The organism is Mesorhizobium wenxiniae, from assembly GCF_002284535.1.
In the GTDB taxonomy this organism is placed as follows: Bacteria; Pseudomonadota; Alphaproteobacteria; order Rhizobiales; family Rhizobiaceae; genus Mesorhizobium; species Mesorhizobium wenxiniae.
The window spans coordinates 86,717-105,452 of sequence record NZ_NPKH01000028.1 but is presented as its reverse complement, the minus strand read 5'-3'; the positions used below and the strand labels follow the sequence as shown (position 1 = coordinate 105,452).

At 62.0% G+C, this 18,736-nt stretch carries 17 protein-coding genes; 11 read left to right on the top strand and 6 right to left on the bottom strand.

Annotated elements, in window-relative coordinates; all coding sequences use genetic code 11:
- Nucleotides 1-42: 42 nt before the first annotated feature.
- Complete coding sequence (locus tag CIT31_RS23840) at nt 43-237, bottom strand: DUF2735 domain-containing protein (protein ID WP_095520641.1); 195 nt, start codon at nt 235-237, stop codon at nt 43-45.
- Between the two features lie 317 nt (nt 238-554).
- Here CIT31_RS23840 and CIT31_RS23835 point away from each other — a divergent pair, with 317 nt between their 5' ends.
- On the top strand, nt 555-1,595 hold the full coding sequence (locus tag CIT31_RS23835; protein ID WP_095520640.1) for a glutamine synthetase beta-grasp domain-containing protein: 1,041 nt from the start codon (nt 555-557) through the stop codon (nt 1,593-1,595).
- A 169-nt stretch (nt 1,596-1,764) separates the two neighbouring features.
- Here the strand turns inward: CIT31_RS23835 and glnA are convergent, their stop codons facing one another.
- Nucleotides 1,765-3,174, bottom strand: a complete 1,410-nt coding sequence (gene glnA / locus CIT31_RS23830; protein WP_023799265.1) for a type I glutamate--ammonia ligase — start codon at nt 3,172-3,174, stop codon at nt 1,765-1,767.
- Between the two features lie 54 nt (nt 3,175-3,228).
- On the bottom strand, nt 3,229-3,567 hold the full coding sequence (locus CIT31_RS23825; RefSeq protein ID WP_095494897.1) for a P-II family nitrogen regulator: 339 nt from the start codon (nt 3,565-3,567) through the stop codon (nt 3,229-3,231).
- Nucleotides 3,568-3,964: 397 nt separating this feature from the next.
- Here CIT31_RS23825 and CIT31_RS23820 point away from each other — a divergent pair, with 397 nt between their 5' ends.
- Both CIT31_RS23820 and CIT31_RS23815 read left to right on the top strand, forming a co-directional pair.
- Nucleotides 3,965-5,494 (top strand): NAD(P)H-hydrate dehydratase, encoded by a 1,530-nt coding sequence (locus CIT31_RS23820; RefSeq protein ID WP_095520639.1) that lies wholly within the window; start codon nt 3,965-3,967, stop codon nt 5,492-5,494.
- The gene (locus CIT31_RS23815) at nt 5,494-7,497 is read left to right on the top strand and encodes a hypothetical protein (RefSeq protein ID WP_095520638.1); all 2,004 of its coding nucleotides are present in this window, start codon (nt 5,494-5,496) and stop codon (nt 7,495-7,497) included. The genes CIT31_RS23820 and CIT31_RS23815 overlap by 1 nt, the downstream gene beginning before the upstream one ends.
- A gap of 29 nt (nt 7,498-7,526) precedes the next feature.
- Here CIT31_RS23815 and CIT31_RS23810 read toward each other — a convergent pair whose 3' ends face one another.
- Nucleotides 7,527-9,059, bottom strand: a complete 1,533-nt coding sequence (locus CIT31_RS23810; RefSeq protein WP_095520637.1) for an acyl-CoA carboxylase subunit beta — start codon at nt 9,057-9,059, stop codon at nt 7,527-7,529.
- Between the two features lie 388 nt (nt 9,060-9,447).
- Between CIT31_RS23810 and CIT31_RS23805 the strand changes: the two genes are divergently transcribed.
- The gene (locus CIT31_RS23805; protein ID WP_095520636.1) at nt 9,448-10,851 is read left to right on the top strand and encodes a DEAD/DEAH box helicase; all 1,404 of its coding nucleotides are present in this window, start codon (nt 9,448-9,450) and stop codon (nt 10,849-10,851) included.
- Between the two features lie 118 nt (nt 10,852-10,969).
- On the opposite strand, the gene CIT31_RS23800 is transcribed toward CIT31_RS23805, so the two are convergent.
- Together CIT31_RS23800 and CIT31_RS23795 are read right to left on the bottom strand one after the other, a co-directional pair.
- Nucleotides 10,970-11,944: an alpha/beta hydrolase gene (locus CIT31_RS23800; RefSeq protein ID WP_095520635.1), complete on the bottom strand. Its 975-nt coding sequence runs from the start codon at nt 11,942-11,944 to the stop codon at nt 10,970-10,972.
- 101 nt (nt 11,945-12,045) lie between these two features.
- Nucleotides 12,046-12,867, bottom strand: coding sequence for an SDR family oxidoreductase (locus CIT31_RS23795; RefSeq protein WP_095520634.1), 822 nt, complete (start codon nt 12,865-12,867; stop codon nt 12,046-12,048).
- Between the two features lie 212 nt (nt 12,868-13,079).
- Here CIT31_RS23795 and CIT31_RS23790 point away from each other — a divergent pair, with 212 nt between their 5' ends.
- The 7 genes from CIT31_RS23790 to CIT31_RS23760 all read left to right on the top strand — a co-directional run bounded on the left by CIT31_RS23790 (nt 13,080) and on the right by CIT31_RS23760 (nt 18,569).
- On the top strand, nt 13,080-14,114 hold the full coding sequence (locus CIT31_RS23790; RefSeq protein WP_095520633.1) for a cysteine synthase A: 1,035 nt from the start codon (nt 13,080-13,082) through the stop codon (nt 14,112-14,114).
- Nucleotides 14,114-14,857, top strand: coding sequence for an alanyl-tRNA editing protein (locus tag CIT31_RS23785; RefSeq protein WP_095520632.1), 744 nt, complete (start codon nt 14,114-14,116; stop codon nt 14,855-14,857). Before CIT31_RS23790 ends, CIT31_RS23785 begins: the two co-directional genes overlap by 1 nt.
- Before the next feature lie 35 nt (nt 14,858-14,892).
- Nucleotides 14,893-15,750 carry a 3-mercaptopyruvate sulfurtransferase gene (gene sseA / locus CIT31_RS23780; protein ID WP_095520631.1) on the top strand — a complete coding sequence of 286 codons (858 nt, stop codon included), beginning with the start codon at nt 14,893-14,895 and terminating at the stop codon, nt 15,748-15,750.
- Nucleotides 15,750-16,313: a GNAT family N-acetyltransferase gene (locus tag CIT31_RS23775; RefSeq protein WP_095494886.1), complete on the top strand. Its 564-nt coding sequence runs from the start codon at nt 15,750-15,752 to the stop codon at nt 16,311-16,313. Before sseA ends, CIT31_RS23775 begins: the two co-directional genes overlap by 1 nt.
- Nucleotides 16,314-16,412: 99 nt before the next feature.
- Nucleotides 16,413-16,970, top strand: a complete 558-nt coding sequence (locus tag CIT31_RS23770) for an OmpA family protein (protein ID WP_095520630.1) — start codon at nt 16,413-16,415, stop codon at nt 16,968-16,970.
- 247 nt (nt 16,971-17,217) lie between these two features.
- Nucleotides 17,218-18,024 (top strand): 4-hydroxy-tetrahydrodipicolinate reductase, encoded by an 807-nt coding sequence (gene dapB / locus CIT31_RS23765; RefSeq protein ID WP_095520629.1) that lies wholly within the window; start codon nt 17,218-17,220, stop codon nt 18,022-18,024.
- Nucleotides 18,025-18,101: 77 nt separating this feature from the next.
- Nucleotides 18,102-18,569, top strand: coding sequence for a DUF1203 domain-containing protein (locus CIT31_RS23760; protein ID WP_095520628.1), 468 nt, complete (start codon nt 18,102-18,104; stop codon nt 18,567-18,569).
- Nucleotides 18,570-18,736: the final 167 nt, after the last annotated feature.

Genomic DNA, 18,736 nt, shown 5'->3' with positions numbered 1-18,736 from the left:
GCCGGGCTTTTGCAATTCGTCAAACCGATGCGGAGGAAAGGTTTATCTCTTCCGCTCCTGTTTTTCTTCCTCGATGGCGGCCTCGTGGTACCAGCCGCCTCCGAAATCCGTACGGTTGCGCAATGAAGCAAGCTCTGCCGCGAACTTAGCCTTTCCGCTTAAATTTGAGGCAGAAGCGCGCGCTGCCACCGGGAACATCAGGATTTTGGCCGACTGACGGGTAGGAGTGATTTCCATAGTCGGTCTCCCTTCTTCTCCAGAGCCTTGTCGATTCAATCTTTCCCGAAGATAGGTTCTGCAATCGAGTTAGGCAATATGATTATAAAAAGATCAGTATCCGCCTGTTATTTATGCAGAACGTGCTTCTGATTGATCCGGACGCATTGCGATAGCAGCACAACGAATTTGTCGGGATGCGGCGTCAGTTTTGTCGCATCCTTTGCCGACGAAAATGGCACACGAATTGCTTTTTAGTAATCCGGCAGGTCGGCTGCAGGGTGGCTGGCATGCCGGCGCCGTCCAAGGTTCGGTGATCAAAGCAACGAGAGGCTAGAATGACGAAATACAAGCTCGAGTACATTTGGCTCGATGGATACACCCCGGTTCCCAATCTTCGCGGAAAGACGCAGATCAAGGAATATGCCGAATTTCCGACGCTCGACCTGCTTCCGCTGTGGGGCTTCGACGGTTCCTCGACCATGCAGGCCGAAGGCCACTCGTCCGACTGCGTGCTGAAGCCGGTCGCCATCTATCCGGATCCCGCGCGCACCAATGGCGTGCTCGTCATGTGCGAAGTCATGATGCCGGACGGCGTGACGCCGCATGCATCCAACAAGCGCGCCACCATCCTCGACGACGAGGGCGCCTGGTTCGGCTTCGAGCAGGAGTATTTCTTCTACAAGGATGGCCGCCCGCTCGGCTTCCCCGAGAGCGGCTACCCTGCGCCGCAAGGCCCGTACTACACCGGCGTCGGCTACAGCAACGTCGGCAGCATCGCCAGGCAGATCGTCGAGGAGCATCTCGACCTCTGCCTTGCCGCCGGCATCAACCATGAAGGCATCAACGCCGAGGTGGCCAAGGGCCAGTGGGAATTCCAGATCTTTGGCAAGGGCTCCAAGAAGGCCGCCGACCAGATGTGGATGGCCCGCTACCTGATGCAGCGCCTCACCGAGAAATACGGCATCGACATCGAATACCACTGCAAGCCGCTCGGCGACACCGACTGGAATGGTTCCGGCATGCACGCCAACTTCTCGACCGCTTACATGCGCGAAGTCGGCGGCAAAGACTATTTCGAGGCGCTGATGGCCGCCTTCGACAAGAACCTGATGGATCACATCGCCGTCTACGGGCCGGACAACGACAAGCGTTTGACCGGCAAGCATGAGACCGCGCCATGGAACAGGTTCAGCTATGGCATCGCCGACCGCGGCGCCTCGATCCGCGTGCCGCATTCCTTCATCAACAATGGCTACAAGGGCTATCTCGAGGATCGCCGCCCGAACTCGCAGGGCGACCCCTACCAGATCGCCTCGCAGATCCTGAAGACGATCGCCTCCGTCCCGGCCAGCGCAGAGGTTTCGGCTGCCGCTTGAGCATGCAGTCACGGCGTGGACTTCGTGTCTGCGCCGTGTCTCGCTCTCGTCGCGTCGGCGTTTTGCCAAGGGCGACTACACCAACTGCTCGATTTGTATTCTCCATCCCAAACAAAAAACCCCGCCGGATCGCTCCGGCGGGGTTTTGTTTGTCCTTTAGCTCGTTCGCTTAGACCGAATAATACATGTCGTATTCGACCGGATGCGGGGTCATCTCGAAGCGCATCACTTCGGCCATCTTGAGCTCGATGTAGCTGTCGATCTGGTCGTCGTCGAAGACGCCGCCGGCCTTCAGGAAGCCGCGATCCTTGTCGAGGCTCTGCAAGGCTTCGCGCAGCGAGCCGCAGACGGTCGGGATCTTCTTCAGTTCCTTCGGCGGCAGGTCGTAGAGATCCTTGTCCATCGGCTGTCCCGGATGGATCTTGTTCTTGATGCCGTCCAGGCCGGCCATCAGCATGGCGGCAAAGGCGAGGTAGGGGTTGGCACCCGGATCGGGGAAGCGGACCTCGACGCGCTTGGACTTCGGCGACGAGCCGAATGGAATGCGGCAGGAGGCAGAGCGGTTGCGGGCCGAATAGGCGAGCAGCACCGGCGCTTCATAGCCCGGCACCAGACGCTTGTAGGAGTTGGTCAGCGGGTTGGTGAAGGCGTTGATCGCCTTGGCGTGCTTGATGATGCCGCCGATGTAGAACAGGCAGCTCTCCGAAAGGCCGGCATATTCGTTGCCGGCGAAGGTCGGCTTGCCGCCCTTCCAGATTGACTGGTGGACGTGCATGCCCGAGCCGTTGTCGCCAAAGACTGGCTTCGGCATAAAGGTGGCCGTCTTGCCGTAGGCATTGGCGACCTGGTGCACGACATATTTGTAGATCAGCATTTTGTCGGCGTTGCGGACCAGCGTGTCGAACTTGATGCCAAGCTCGTGCTGGGCAGCGGCGACTTCGTGGTGGTGCTTTTCGACACGCACGCCCATTTCGGCGAGCACGGTCAGCATTTCAGAGCGCATGTCCTGCGCCGAGTCGATCGGCGGCACCGGGAAATAGCCGCCCTTGATGCGCGGGCGGTGGCCGAGATTGCCGGTCTCGTAGTCGGTGTCGTCGTTGGACGGCAATTCGGTGGAATCGAGCTTGAAGCCGGTGTTGTACGGGTCGGCCTTGTACTTGACGTCGTCGAACACGAAGAACTCGGCCTCCGGGCCGACGAAGATCTGATCGCCGATGCCTTCCGCCTTCATATAGGCTTCAGCCTTCTTGGCGGTGCCGCGCGGGTCGCGGTTGTAGGATTCTCCGGAGATCGGATCGAGGATATCGCACAGGATAACCATGGTCGACTGTGCGAAGAACGGATCCATATGCACTGTCTCGGTATCGGGCATCAGCACCATGTCGGACTCGTTGATCGCCTTCCAGCCGGCGATGGAAGATCCGTCGAACATGACGCCGTCGGCAAACATGTCTTCCTCGACCTCAACGACATCCATCGTCACGTGCTGCAGCTTGCCCTTCGGATCGGTGAAGCGCAGGTCAACGAATTTCACGTCGTTGTCCTTGATCTGCTTCATGATGTCTTTGGCTGTCGTCATGTCATGTTTCCCTGTGTGATGACGTTTCGAGGAGATGATCTGAAATCAGAAAGCTCAGACCGCGTCCATCCCTGTTTCCCCGGTGCGGATGCGCACGACTTCCTCGATATTGGAGACGAAGATCTTGCCGTCGCCGATGCGGCCGGTCTGGGCGGCCTTGCGGATGGCTTCGATCGCGCCTTCGACCGCCTCGTCGCCGAGCACGACCTCGATTTTCACCTTGGGCAGAAAATCCACGACATATTCAGCGCCGCGATAGAGTTCGGTATGGCCCTTCTGGCGGCCAAAACCCTTGGCTTCCGTAACGGTGATGCCTTGCAGCCCGGCCTCCTGAAGCGCTTCTTTCACTTCGTCTAGTTTGAACGGCTTGATGATCGCTTCGATCTTTTTCATGTAAAAAGTGGCCTCCACTGCCAAAAAAGACGGGTTGTGAGCCCCGCTTGCGCCTCCTTCAAGCACGAACTGTGCCAATTTGAGGGGATTCGAAGCGGTATCACGCGATTTCGATGCCATGCCGCGTTGGGGGATAAATTCGCGTCATTCGCCGTGTTGGATGCGTCATGGATACTGGGAACCTACACATTGTCGGCGCTTCCGTCCGCACAATAATTGGGCAGACAGAGCGTTTCGCGAGCATTGTGCTTCGAAGAAGCCATTGTCCCTAACGATGTGCCTACAGATCGTGCCGTCTCATCGCCGTTTGCTTCGAACCGAAAACTGGACAATGTTTGACCACAGGGATCGGGGTTTTGACCACAGGATCGGCTTGAGCCAACGCGGATCGGCATCCATGAGCAATGAAATTCTGTCTCCGGCCGAAATGGGTGAGGCCGACCGGCTGATGATTTCCGCCGGACCATTCGACGGCATTGGCCTGATGCGCAATGCAGGTGGCGCAGTCGCTGCAGTGGTGCTCGCCCATTTTCCGGCTGCCAGGCGCGTCCACGTGCTGTGCGGGCCCGGCAACAATGGCGGCGACGGATATGTCGTCGCCCGCATTCTTGGGGATAGCGCCGTCGACGTCTTGCTGTGGGCATCCGGCTCGCCCAAAGCCGGCAGCGACGCAGCGCTCGCCGCGTCGGAATGCCAGGTCAGGCCTCGGCCGCTGTCGGAATTTGCCGCCGAGAAAGGTTCTATCCTGGTCGATGCGCTTTATGGGGCGGGGCTGTCCAAGCCGCTGTCCGGTGATGCCGCCAGGGCGGTCGATGTTGCGACAGAACTGAACCTGCCTGTCGTCGCGGTCGATCTGCCCTCAGGCGTGTCAGGCGAGAGCGGCCAGATTCTCGGCCAGGCATTCCGCGCCAGAATCACGGTGACGTTCGCGCGAAAAAAGCCCGGCCATCTGCTGTTGCCTGGGCGCGAGATGTGCGGCGAACTGGTGCTTGCCGACATCGGCATCGGCGACGGCATCGTTGCGCAGCTTCAACCGCGAACTTTCGAGAACGCCCCGTCGCTTTGGTTAGAAAGTTTCCCGATTCCAGCCGTCGACACGCATAAATACAGGCGCGGCCATGTCGGCGTCTTTTCCGGCGGGCCATCGGCGACGGGTGCGGCACGGCTATCTGCGCTTGCTGCGGCCAGAAGCGGGGCAGGGGCGGTGACCGTGCTGTCGCCGGCGAATGCTGTGCAAGTGAATGCCGCGCATCTGACTTCGATCATGCTGAAAAAGGCCGACAGCATCGCGGACGTACAGGACTTCATCGACAGCCGCCGGCCATCGGCGTTCGTCCTCGGACCCGGGTTTGGCGTCGGCGAAAAAACCCGCGATTTTGCCCTCGGCGTGCTGGCCACCGGAGAGCGGCAAGACGGCAGGGCCGACGGACTGGTCCTCGATGCCGATGGCATCAGCTCGTTTCGCGATACGCCTAAAGGTCTGTTCGAAGTCGCCCGTCGCCCGAACGCACCAGCGTTGGTGCTGACGCCGCATGAGGGCGAATTCGCCAGGCTGTTTGCGGACATCGCCGGAGACACGAACCTGTCCAAGCTGGCCAAGGCGCGCGCTGCCGCCGCGCGCGCCGGCGCCATCGTCGTCTACAAGGGCGCGGACACGGTGATCGCGGCGCCCGATGGCAGGGCGGCGATCAACGGCAACGGCGCGCCATGGCTGGCCACAGCCGGTTCGGGCGACGTGCTGTCGGGCATCATCGCCGGCTTCCTGGCGCAAGGCATGCCGGCTTTCGAAGCCGCCTGCGCGGCGGTCTGGATTCATGCTGAGGCCGGCAGCCGTTTCGGACCTGGGCTGATCGCTGAAGACTTGCCGCTGGCGCTGGTGCCGGTGCTGCGCGAGCTTGCCGAAAATCGCAACGAGGTAACTACTTGATGAACCGCGGATTCGCGCTGCTTGCCACTATCTTCGTTGCCGCTTTGATGGCGAACACCGCGCGTGCTGAAAGTCCGGTGATGATCGTCGACGAACCGGCCGTGCTCGCCGCTCTCGACGCCAGGGGTTTTGGCTTCGCCGGCATTTTCGATATCGACGGCAAGGGCGACCTGAAGACGCTTTATGAAAAGGCGCCGGCCTATCACCAGATCGTCGAAACGATTGCAGGCGATGTCGCTGCGCTACGCGCCGAGATGAAGGCGGGCGGGCGGCCGCTCTACGAAGTCACCGACGGCAATGTCGGCCGCATCATCGACATGCGCTGGCTGAAGACCGACGCCGCGCGCTTCCGGCTGGTCGGTGTCGTCAACCGGCTCGATCGGCGTGATTTCGCCGATATGCGGGGCGACGGGGCCTGCGGTGAGGTCCGTTTCATCTATCGCCTTGCCTACAGCTTCAAGAAAAACGGCAAGGTCCTGGCCTCGCGCCTGCCGTTCAACTTCAATGCCATCTATAGCGCCGCGCCGGACGCCGATGGCGGCTGCGTCGGCGTTGCCGGACGCTGGACGCCGCAACTCGATGAGACCGTCGATATCGGCTGGCTCATCGGCGGGCCGCTTGAAAAGGCCAGGCTGAGCTTCAAGCAGCTCGAGCTCAACGCCCAAATGGTGCGCTTTCCCTCCGGCCAGGAGACCGAATTTGGCGGCCAGGCTGCCTACCTCATGCGGATTTTTGGCGTCGATGGAGAGACGGTCAGTGAAAAGCTGCTGGAAAACACGCCCGACCTGGCGCGGCTTGCCGACGACGCCGCGCTGAAAGTAAAACTTGCCGACTATATCAGCGCCAATGTCGCGGCGGTTGATCTCGGCGTCTACGAAATCCCGGATGAATTCCTGGCGAAGAAAGTCGTCTCGTGGTCGACTTTCGGCAGCGTAAGGCAGGCCAATCACCCGTTCACGCCGCTATTCCAGCCCGCGGATTTTTCTGGGCTCGACTATTCCGCGCTGAAGCTGGTGCGCACGCCGGAAGCGCTGGTCGAGCGGCTCGACAATGGCGCCTGCCAGGGTTGTCATCAAGCTGGTTCGACCGCTGGTTTCCATTTCATCGGCCTCGACGACAAGACGACCTCGCCGCTGAACCGCATCGAGGTCGGCATCTCGCCGCATCTTCATGCCGAGATGCCGCGACGCGAGGCCTGGCTGCGCGCGACCGCAGAGGGCAAGGAGCCGAACCGATTCCGCCCATTGTCCTTCGCGCCGCCGGCTGCATGGAAGGACGCGGACGAGGTCGCCTATCTGCCGGCCGAGGTGGCGATGCCGTGTCTGATGCCGGAGGATGCGGCCGGCTTCGGCACAACCTGGCAATGCGACGGCGGCACCGTCTGCACGGCGCTGGCGACTGCATCCGGCATGCGGACGAAGCAGGCGCAATGCTTGTTGCCCAAGGACAGCGAAAAGATGTTTTCCGGCCATCCATGTCTGACCGGCTCGATCACCAGCAACCCGGGGCAGCCTTTCAATGACCGCTACAGCATATCAGGCCAGTTCGCGGCCTTCGCGACCGACATTTCGCGCGCCGCCTACACTTGCCGGCCGCCGAAGATCGGCGTGCCGGCCGGCATTGCCTATCGCGGCTGCGACGACAAGGATCGTGCCTTTGCCGCCTTCAAGCCGGGCAAGCCGATGCCGAACGAGATCTGCGGGCTGGTTGGCGGGAAAAAATTCGACATTTGCGTGGCGACCAACAATTTCGACCAGTGCCTAGGCGGCGCGGTCAACCGCGGCAACCGGCCGGCCTGCTCGGCCGATCATTTCTGCCGTGAGGATTATATGTGCCAGTCGCTACCGCCCGATACGCCTGGTATCGGCAGGGTGAAAGGTATCGGCTTCTGCTCGCCGACCTATTTTATCTTCCAGATGCGCATCGACAATCATGCCACGCCGTGGTCGGGCGCCGTCCGCGCGACGATGGGCGCGGGGTTCGGCGCGGCGGAAGCGGAGTGAGCTTTTGCTGCTTTAGCGACATCAGCGTCTCACAACGGAATGTTGTCGTGCTTCTTCCAGGGGTTCTGCATATCCTTGTTGCGCAGCATGCGGAGCGCGCGGGCAATGCGGCGGCGGGTCGAATGCGGCATGATCACCTCATCGACATAGCCGCGCTCGGCGGCGACGAAGGGCGACAGGAAGCGATCCTCGTAAGCCTTTGTATGCGCTGCGATCTTCTCCGCATCGCCGATGTCCTTGCGATAGATTATCTCGACCGCGCCCTTGGCGCCCATCACCGCGATCTGCGCCGTCGGCCAGGCATAGTTCATGTCGCCGCGCAGATGCTTCGACGCCATCACGTCATAAGCGCCGCCATAGGCCTTTCTGGTGATGACGGTGATCTTCGGGACGGTCGCTTCGGCATAGGCGAACAAAAGCTTGGCGCCGTGCTTGATCAGCCCGCCATATTCCTGCGCGGTGCCGGGCAGAAAGCCTGGAACGTCGACAAAGGTGACGATCGGAATCGAGAAACAGTCGCAGAAGCGCACGAATCGCGCCGCCTTGCGGCTGGCGTCGGAATCGAGCACGCCGGCCAGCACCATCGGCTGGTTGGCGACGAAGCCCACCGTGCGGCCTTCGACGCGGCCGAAGCCGGTGACGATGTTTTTCGCAAAACTCTGCTGGATCTCGAAGAAGTCACCCTCGTCGGCAACTTTAACGATCAACTCCTTGATGTCGTAGGGTTTATTGGCGTTGTCGGGGATCAGCCGGTCGAGCGACAGATCGTGATCGGTGACCGACTGGTAGCATTCGATCTCGGGGATATCAGCCGTATTGGAGGCAGGCAGCAGATCGACCAGCCGGCGCATCTGCAGCAACGCCTCGACGTCATTGTCGTAGGCGCCATCGGCAATCGAGGACTTGGTCGTGTGGACGGAGGCGCCGCCGAGGCTCTCGGCGGTGACTGTCTCGTTGGTGACCGTCTTCACAACGTCCGGCCCGGTGACGAACATGTAGGACGTGTCGCGCACCATGAAGATGAAGTCGGTCATGGCAGGCGAATAGACGTCGCCGCCGGCGCAAGGGCCCATGATCAGTGAAATCTGCGGGATGACACCTGAGGCCAGCACGTTGCGCTGGAAGATCTCGGCATAGCCGCCGAGTGCTGCCACGCCTTCCTGGATGCGGGCGCCGCCGGCGTCGTAGAGGCCGATGATCGGCGCGCGATTGCGCAGCGCCATCTCCTGCACCTTGACCACCTTTTCGGCATGGGCCTCGGACAGCGAGCCGCCGAACACGGTAAAATCCTTGGCGAAGACATAGACCGGGCGGCCGTTGACGGTTCCCCAGCCGGTGACAACGCCGTCGCCAGCGATCTTGATCTTCTCCATGCCGAAATCGGTCGAGCGATGCTCGACGTACATGTCGAATTCCTCGAACGAACCTTCGTCGAGAAAGACGTCGATGCGTTCGCGCGCGGTGAGCTTGCCCTTCTTGTGCTGAGCGTCGATGCGGGCCCGGCCGCCGCCCATGCGCGCCATGTCGCGGCGGCGCTCGAGTTCCTTCAGCACGTCCTTCATCGCTCGATCCCCAAAAACCGAAAGCCTGATCTGTGGTAATCATGGCAGCAGGGCAGCGCAAGCGCCGCTTCGCCATGGCTTTCGCTGCGCTGCAACATAACGCCCCTTGCATTTCGCGGCGAACTGGGCCATATGCGGCGACATAGGCGCTTGGGCCGGGAGTATCCGGCCTTCTCGACGAATGAGACTGGTTGCGTCTGTTTTCCCTCTTTCCGAGATCGGCAAGGCGGCGAAAAAGCCCCGCGGCATGATGCATGCGGGCACGACAGCGCAGCCGCGCGGACGATTATGTCCGCCGCCTTGTCGTTCCATGAGAATTTTTCGACGGCAGGTTGCGCCCTGCCGCCACTGATGTTTGCGGCCAGGAGCCGCGTGAAAGAAGATTATTTTGACCAACGAAAACACTTTGGCCGGTAAGGACACTGGGGAACTTTCGGGTTTCGCAGCACTTGGAATCACGGGCGCGCTGCTCAAGGCCACCCATGGCGCAGGCTTCACCGATCCGAAGCCGATCCAGGCGCAGGCGATCCCGCCGCAGCTGGAAGGCCGCGATATTTTCGGCATCGCCCAGACCGGTTCCGGCAAGACCGCGGCGTTCGCGCTGCCGATCCTCTCGAAGATCATCGCGCTCGGCACCAAGCGCCGGCCGAAGACCGCTCGTGCGCTGATTCTCGCGCCGACGCGCGAACTGGCCGTGCAGATCGAAGACACCATCAAGATCCTGGCCAAGGGCGCGCATGTCTCGACCGCGCTGGTGCTGGGCGGCGTCTCGCGCTTCAGCCAGGTAAAGAAGGTTGCCCCCGGCGTCGACATCCTGATCGCCACGCCTGGCCGGTTGACCGACCTGGTGCGCGAGGGCGACCTCGTGCTTGCCGACACCAAATGGCTGGTGCTCGACGAGGGCGACCGCATGCTCGACATGGGCTTCATCAACGACGTCAAGCGCATCGCCAGGGCAACCGCGCCGGACCGTCAGACAGTGCTGTTCTCGGCGACCATGCCGAATGAAATCGCCGAGCTGGCGAAAGGCCTGCTGAAGAATCCGATCCGCGTCGAGGTCGCGCCGCACAGCACCGCGGCGGCCGAGATCGTACAGGGCGTCGTCTTTGCCCGCACGAAGCAGAAACGCCAGGTGCTGTCGACGATGCTCGCCGACGAAGCCATGAAGTCCGTCATCATCTTTTCGCGCACCAAGCATGGCGCCGACAGGGTGACCAAGGACCTCGAGCGCGATGGCTTCAACGCCGCCGTGATCCACGGCAACAAGTCGCAGAACGCCCGCCAGAAGGCGCTGAACGATTTTCGCGAGGGTTCGGTGCGCATTCTTGTGGCGACCGATATTGCTGCGCGCGGAATAGACGTGCCCGGCATCAGCCATGTGGTGAATTTCGACCTGCCGGACGAGGCGGAGAGCTATGTGCACCGGATCGGCCGCACCGGCCGCAACGGCATGGACGGCATCGCCATCACCCTTTGCGACCCGTCCGAGAACAGCAAGCTGCGTCAGGTCGAGCGCATCATCCGCACCAAGCTGCCGATCGTTGCCGATCATCTCGGCAGTCCCGACCCGCAGCGCAATCCCGCCGAAAAGAACGAGCGCAGCTTCGAGCCGGCCAACGACCGCAATGGTCGTCGCGACGGCAGGCGGCCGGGCGGCCAGAATAACGGCAACAAGCGCTTGGGCGACAAGCCAGCCTTTGCCGGCGAGCGCAAGCCGGAAGGCGCCAAGCCCTTCAAGGGCAACAACAAGCGTCGTTTCGGCGGCAAGCGGCCGGCGGCGCGGGCCGCGTAATCAGACCGTTGTATCCGGCCCCGCCCGTCGGGATCGGCTTGATTGTGAGTAATTGGAGGAGGGCGATCGGAGCGATGCTTCGGTCGCCTTTTCTCTTCTCCCACAACAAGGCGAGAGCTTACTTCACCACCGCCTCAAGCCACACCACAATGCGCTGCGTTAGGAAGGCCGTGGTCAACGGCGACAGCGCGTCACCGGCGATGACGTGGTTGTCCCGATCGCCGGTATCGTCGACCGGCACCAGTTCGTGCGCCGCGCCCCAGCGCTCGGCGATTTCGCGAGTGCGGTCCGGCTGCACGATCTTGTCCGAATCCGAAAATATGAAGAGGGCAGGGATGGTCGCCTTCTCCACCGGCGCGCCATAGGCTATTTCGGTCAGGGCCACCATTGGCAGGGTCGCCGCGATCGGATAGCGGTAGGTCCAGAATTTCTCGTGCAGCGCATTGCGTGGCACGAAGCTGCGCTCCTTGCCGGCGACCAGCTCGGCGATCTCTCGGCCCCACGGCATGGTTAGAAGTTCGGCGCCGGAAGCCTTGACGCCGAAATTTGGCGAGATGAACGCGATTGCTGCCACCCCGTCCGATGCGCCCGGCTGCGTCGCAGCCCAGGCTGCCAGCGAGCCACCGGTCGAGGTAGCGATAACGATCACCTTGTCGCCGATCGCCCGGCCAATGGCGAGCGCTTCCGCATAGTCGTTGATCCAGGCGCTGACGCTGCCGTCCGCCATTGCGGCACCGCCCTGTCCGTGGCCGGTGAGACGGGTGTAGTAAAGATTGGCGTCGAGCCGGTCGGCCACCTCGTCGGGAAGCGGACGAACCTCGCCCTTCGACGCCGAAAAGCCGTGGATATAGACGATCGACAGCGGCGTCCTGTAGTGAACCATCGGATTGGCCCAGATGATTTCCTTTTCCAGCCCGTCGTAGATATCAGGTACGGCCGCTTCCTTGCGTGCCAGGTAGGCCTGCGGATCATCGCCGATCACGGAAGGATCGAAGCGGATTGTAGTGTCGGCTTGGACGCGCGGGCCAAAGACGAAGGCCAGGACAAGAATGACGGCGAGACCCAATACCGCAAGCACGATCCGTCGCCCCATCGCAGACTCCACGCAATAGTCTAGATCTCAACCTATGGCCACGATGGCAAACAGGCAACGACGTCTCGCCGGCGGTGGGATCGCCAACTTTGATGGCCGGTCTATTCGCTCGGCGGCCTGCGGTCGAAATTCAGCGGACGCGCCTTCCAGCGGGTCGCGGTGCTGATGACCCATCGGCAGATCGATCTCGGCAGGATTCTGAGCAGCTTCAGGCCCCAGCTCAAGCGGCGCGGGAAAGTGACTTCGAAACCGCCGGACTTGATGCCGCGCGCCACGCGGCGCGAGGCGCGATTGACGGGCACCAGCCCGGGCATCGGCAGCAAATTCTTCTCGGTCAGCGGGGTGTCGACGAAGCCCGGGTTTATCACCTGGATGCGGACGTTCATCTTGTCGAAATCGTATTTCAGCGACTCCGCGAGGATATTGATCGCCGCCTTAGTGCCACCATAGGCGGCTGTGGTCGGCCAGCCGAAATAGGCGGTGACCGAACCGACCAGGACGATATGGCCGCGTGCGCGGATGCGCATCCGTTCGATGACCGGCACCAGGCCGTTGATGGTGCCGAAATAATTGACATCGAAGGACTGGCGAAATGCTCGGACGGTGAGGTCTTCGCCGGCGATCGCAATATAGCTCCCGGCATTGAACACGGCCAAGACGATCGGGCCGAGGTCCTTCTCGATCGCCGCGACTGTTTTTGCCATGCGTTTCTCGTCGGTGACGTCGCAAGGATAGGCTGTGACGCGGCCCGGCATCTGAGTCGTCTCGACAACAAGCGTGTCGATCGGATCGTCGTCGAGCGCCGTCACCGCGACGGCATAGCCCTGCGCCGCCAGGTCCTTGGCCAATGAACGGCCGATGCCGCTGCTGCCGCCCGTTATCCAGGCGACGCCGTCTTTCGGGTTGGCCCGGTAGAGAGTCATGCGATGCCCTGCGACTTTGTCTTAGCCTGTGCTCTAGCGACGAAGAAATCGGATGAAAAGAGCGCTTTTCAGTGGGAGCTTCAACGAATAGCGGAAGGCGACGTCTAATTTAGGAATTGCAGCCCGGAAATGCCGCTGGACCAGACAAATTCTTGCCTTGAAACCGAAGCTTCGGGTTTCTAGGGTTCCGCCGCTAGCATAAAGGAATCTCAATGCCCCGTTCTGTGATCGAAGCGATCGGCAATACGCCTCTGATCCGCCTCAACAAAGCCTCGGAAGAAACCGGCTGCGAGATCCTGGGCAAGGCCGAATTCATGAATCCGGGCCAGTCGGTCAAGGACCGTGCCGCGCTGTTCATCATCCGAGACGCCGAGCAGCGCGGGCTCTTGAGGCCGGGTGGGGTCATCGTCGAGGGGACGGCCGGCAACACCGGCATCGGATTGACGCTGGTCGCCAAGGCGCTTGGCTACCGCACCGTGATCGTCATCCCCGAGACGCAAAGCCAGGAGAAGAAGGACACGATCAAATTGCTCGGCGCCGAGCTGATCGAGGTGCCTGCCGTTCCCTACAAGAACCCCAACAATTATGTGAAACTGTCGGGCCGTCTGGCCGAGCAGATGGCCCGGTCCGAGCCGAACGGCGCGATCTGGGCCAATCAGTTTGACAACGTCGCCAACCGTGACGGCCATACCCGCACCACAGCGGAAGAAATCTGGGCCCAGACCGGCGGCAAGGTCGACGGTTTCGTCTCGGCGGTCGGCTCCGGCGGAACACTGGCCGGCATCGCTTTCGGGCTTAAGTCCAAGAGCAAGGACGTCAAGATCGCGCTCGCCGATCCGCTCGGCGCGGCGCTCTATAGCTTCTACACCACGGGTGAGCTCAAATCCGAAGGCAGCTCGATCACCGAAGGCATCGGGCAGGGGCGGGTCACCGCCAATCTGGAAGGGTTCACGCCGGATTTCTCCTTCCAGATCCCGGACGAGGACGCGCTGCCGATCGTCTTCGACCTGATCCAGGAGGAAGGCCTGTGCGTCGGCGGCTCGACCGGTATCAACATTGCCGGCGCGATCCGGCTGGCCCGTGAGATGGGTCCCGGCCACACCATCGTGACCGTGCTTTGCGACTACGGCACGCGCTATCAGTCGAAATTGTTCAACCCGGAATTCCTGCGCCAAAAGAAGCTGCCGGTACCGGGCTGGATGGAACAGCGGAGCACAATTTCGGTGCCGTTCGAAAAGGTCGCGTGATGGCTTACAGGACGGAAGCGCTGTTTCGCGACGACGCCTATCTCAGGACGGCTGACGCCACGATTGTAGCCGTCAACGATCGTGGCGGCATAATACTGGACCGGACGATCTTCTATGCCACGTCGGGCGGGCAGCCGGGCGATACGGGCACCCTTGAACGCGACGACGGCAGCCTGATCGCTGTTGCCGCCACCACCACCGGTCAGACCAAAGATGAGATCATTCATGTGCCGCAGCCTGAGCAGGCGGTGCTTGAGGTCGGCGAACCGATAAAGCTCGCCGTCGATTGGGAGAGGCGGCATTTGCTGATGCGCATGCACACAGCCTGCCATTTGCTCACCGTCGTCTGCCCGTTCCCGATTACCGGCGCCTCGGTTTCCGAGGACGACAGCCGTGTCGACTTCGACATCCCGGATGCCGGGTTCACCAGGGAAGACGTGACGGCCAGGTTGATGGAACTGGTGCGGGCCGACCACCCAGTCTTTGTCAGGCTGATCACCGACGAGGAACTGGCGGCCAATCCGGCGCTGGTGAAATCCAAGAATGTTCGGCCACCCGCCGGCACGGGCAAGATCCGCCTGGTCTGCATTGGCGAGAACGCCTCGATCGACAGCCAGCCTTGCGGCGGCACCCATGTGAAGAGCACTGGAGAAGTCGGCGAGATCCATATCGGCAAGATCGAGAAGAAGGGTCGCGAGAATCGACGCTTCCGAATACGCTTTGGACCGATGCCGCCGGCCTGATAAACAGATTGTCAAAGGCGGGCAGGAGAAGAAGAATGGCCGAAGACAGCCCTTTTACCGTCGATGCGGACTGGTTGCAGAAGCGCCTCGGCGAGCCTGGCCTGACTATCGTCGACGCGTCCTGGTATCTGCCGGCGCAGAAGCGCGACGCGCGCGCCGAATATGACGCAGCGCACATTCCAGGCGCCGGTTTCCTGGATCAGGATGCGATCTCAGATCCCGATTCCCCACTGCCGCACACGCTGCCGTCGCCGCAGCATTTCGCCCAATATGTCGGCGCCATGGGCATTTCGGCCGACGACACCATCGTGGTCTATGACGGTCCGGGCTTCTTCTCGGCGCCGCGCGCCTGGTGGATGTTCCGTGTCATGGGGGTGTTCCAGGTCTACGTGTTGGACGGCGGCTTCGACCGCTGGAAAGCGGCTGGACGGCCGGTGACGGCGGAGCCGACGAAGGTCGCGCCTTGCGTGTTTCATGCCGACTTCGATGCCGCCCGCGTCGCCAGCCTGGCCGACATGCGCCGTATCGTCGAGACCGGGAAAAGCCAGATCGCCGACGCGCGCTCGCCTGGCCGGTTTGCCGGTACCGAGCCGGAGCCTCGCGCCGGCGTCCGCTCAGGCCATATGCCCGGCGCGCACAACGTGCCGTTTTCGGCGCTTGCCGAGAACGGCGAGCTGCTGTCGAAAGACCGACTGCGCAAGGTGATCGAGGACGCCGGCATCGACCTGTCGAAGCCGGTCGTCACCTCTTGCGGCTCAGGCGTCACTGCGGCGGCGATCACGCTGGCGCTCGAGACGCTTGGCCATACCGACAACAGGCTCTACGACGGTTCATGGACGGAATGGGGTGGGCTTAGCGATCCGCCCGTCGTGACGGGCAAGGATCGACAGTGATGGAAAACGGAGCGCTTGAAGATATCGAGGTCACGGTGACGTTTCTCGAAATGCATGTGCCGCCGGCCTACTCGCCGCCGGTGCCGTACAACCGCCAGATCGCATTGCTGAAGACCAAGGACATTCCGCTGCATTTCTACCGCTACCTGATGGATCGGGTAGGCCGCAAATGGCACTGGGTCAACGTGCTGAGGTTGAGCGACGAGGAGCTTTCTGCGGGCATCCATCGCGAGGACCGCGACATCAGGGTGCTGTATCTCGATGGGTCGCCGGCCGGTTTCTTTGACCTAAAGCCGCATCTGCCGGAAGAAGTGGAACTTGCCTATTTCGGCATGATGGAGCACGCGACCGGCCAAGGCATCGGCCGCTGGTTCCTGGGTGCGGCGATCGCCGCCGCCTGGTCGCACGGCCCAAGGCGGGTGACGGTGCAGACCTGCACGCTCGACCATCCGGCGGCATTGCCGCTCTACCAGAAGCTCGGCTTTGCACCGGTCGCGCAAAAGAAGGAGATCGTGCATCCAATGACCTTCGCCGAGCGTGCGGCCAGTGTCATGCGGCCATGATTTTCTCCGCAAACTGAACCTATTGTTCATCAATGCTTCAGCTTGTCTTCGGCATCTTGCCGGCACCATCAATGCGGCCGAGGCCGAAGGAGAAAAGACATGCTGACCCGACGCACATTTGCCGCCGCGCTGGTTGCGGCCCTCGCCATGCCGACCCTTGCCGCCGCTCAGGCAACCACGCCTTCGGCGGCGACGATCGAGCGTCAGCTCGAGGCCGCGCCCCGCGTTAAGCTGCGCCCGAACCAGCGCGTCACCATCCGCGAATTCAAGAGGCGGCCGGACCTGCGGCGCATGGCCCGTTCGATCGATATCCAGTCGATCAATTTCGCCTTTGGCTCGGCGGCCATCTCCGAATCGCAATATGGCAAGATCGAAAACATCGCCGATGCGCTTCAGCGCATCCTGCGGCGCGACCCCGGCGCCCGCGTGCTGATCGAAGGCCATACCGACGCGGTTGGCTCATTCCAATCGAACCAGATCCTGTCCGAACAGCGCGCCTCCTCGCTGAGGCGCACCTTGGTGCGCGAATTCGGCGTGCCGGGCTATACACTGGAAACTGTCGGCTACGGCGAGGAATTCCTGCTCGTCCAGACGCAGGACGAGAATTGGCGTAATCGCCGGGTGACGCTCCGCCGCTTCGACGACTTCATCCGCTGAGCCTGTCCTAAATCCGCATTGGCGGCCATCTGAAGGCGTCTTCTGCGCTTCCGGTGCTCACGGACCTGAATGTCCGCTCCGCTCCGGTTCTCGAAGACACCATCATCTGACTCGCCACTGCGATTTTCGAATCAGGCCCAGTCACTGCGGTCTGGATCAATACCCGGGCAAGAGCCGGGCTTGAATGAGCCGCGCTCTTTACATATCGCTGTCGGTCAAAGCTCGATGGTGATGGAGGACCCAAACGATGACGATACGGGTGGTGATGGCCGGTGCGACCGGCTGGGTCGGCAAGGCGCTGGTTCCGGCGATCGGGGCGCAAGGCGACATGGCACTGGCCGGGGCTGTGTCACGCAGCAGCGCGGGGCAGGATTCCGGCCTCCTGGTTGGCATGCCGGCCAACGGCATCACCGTATCCGCCTCTTTGGCCGAGGCGCTGGAGGTGCCGTCGGACGTGCTGGTCGACTACACCAAGCCGCATTTGGTGAAAGACCATGCGCTGCTGGCCATAGAAAAAGGACGGCACGTTGTGATAGGCACGTCGGGGTTGGGTGCGACCGATTTCGGCGAGATCGACGCTGCAGCACGCGCCAATCGTGTCGGCGTCATTGCAGCCGGCAATTTTTCAATCACCGCCACGCTGATGAAGCGGTTTGCCCTGATGGCGGCAAAATACGTGCCGGATGTCGAGGTGATCGACTATGCGGGCGCCAAGAAACCCGACGCGCCGTCCGGCACCGCGCGCGAGCTTGCCGAAGCGCTGGCCGATGTCCGCAAGGCTTCGACCGCGCGGCCGGTCTCGGAGGTCTCGGGTGTGCCGGGAACCCGCGGTGCGGCGGTCGGTTCGGGCGAGGGGGTGCAGGTGCATGCGCTGCGTCTGCCTTCCTACATTCTGTCCTGTGAGGCGCTGTTCGGCCTGCCCGACGAGCGGCTGACCATTCGTCACGACGCCGGCTCGTCCGCTGCTCCTTACGTGGCCGGCACGCTGCTCGCTATCAGGCGGGTACACGAGATCACAGGGCTGGTGCGCGGTCTCGACGCCTTGATGGACTGATCCAAATTGGCAGGAATCGGGTGGGAGACGCTGGCGCAGCGGCGTAATTTTCGGTCGACGACACCGGAGATTTCGCCATGACCATCCAGTTCAAAGCCTTGCCCACGGAAGATGTCAGAGCCTTGCAGCGCGGCGCGCCGGACGCCTATGGCCTGATACCAGAGCGGAAAATATCCGACGGTGACGGCGTGCCTTGCCGCCACTGCCTGAAGAACGTCGCCGCTGGAGAAGCCTATCTCGTCCTGGCTTACCGGCCATTCCCGGAATTGCAGCCCTTCGCCGAGACCGGTCCGATCTTTCTGCATGCCGAAGAATGCGAGCGCGCTGCCGAAGCGGAGGCGCTTCCAGAAATGCTCGAAAGCGCCGACTACATCGTGCGCGGCTACGGCAGGGACGACCGCATCGTCTATGGCAGCGGCGGCGTCGTTCCGACGGGCGCCATCGCGGCGCGGGCCGAGACCTTGTTCGAACGCGACGAGATCGCCTATGTGCATGTCCGCTCGGCGCGCAACAATTGCTACCAGTGCCGTATCGAGCGCGCGTGACGATTCGGGCGGTATTCATCGATCGCAGCTGTCGTACGCCTGTCGCATTGTCGCGTTACGGAATTGATTGTCGATCGATTTGCCGACCGCGGATGAACCGGCGGGAAGTCTCGACATCAGAGGAAGCGGGGCTTTGGCTCCGCTTTTTTGTTGCCCGCGCTGTCCGC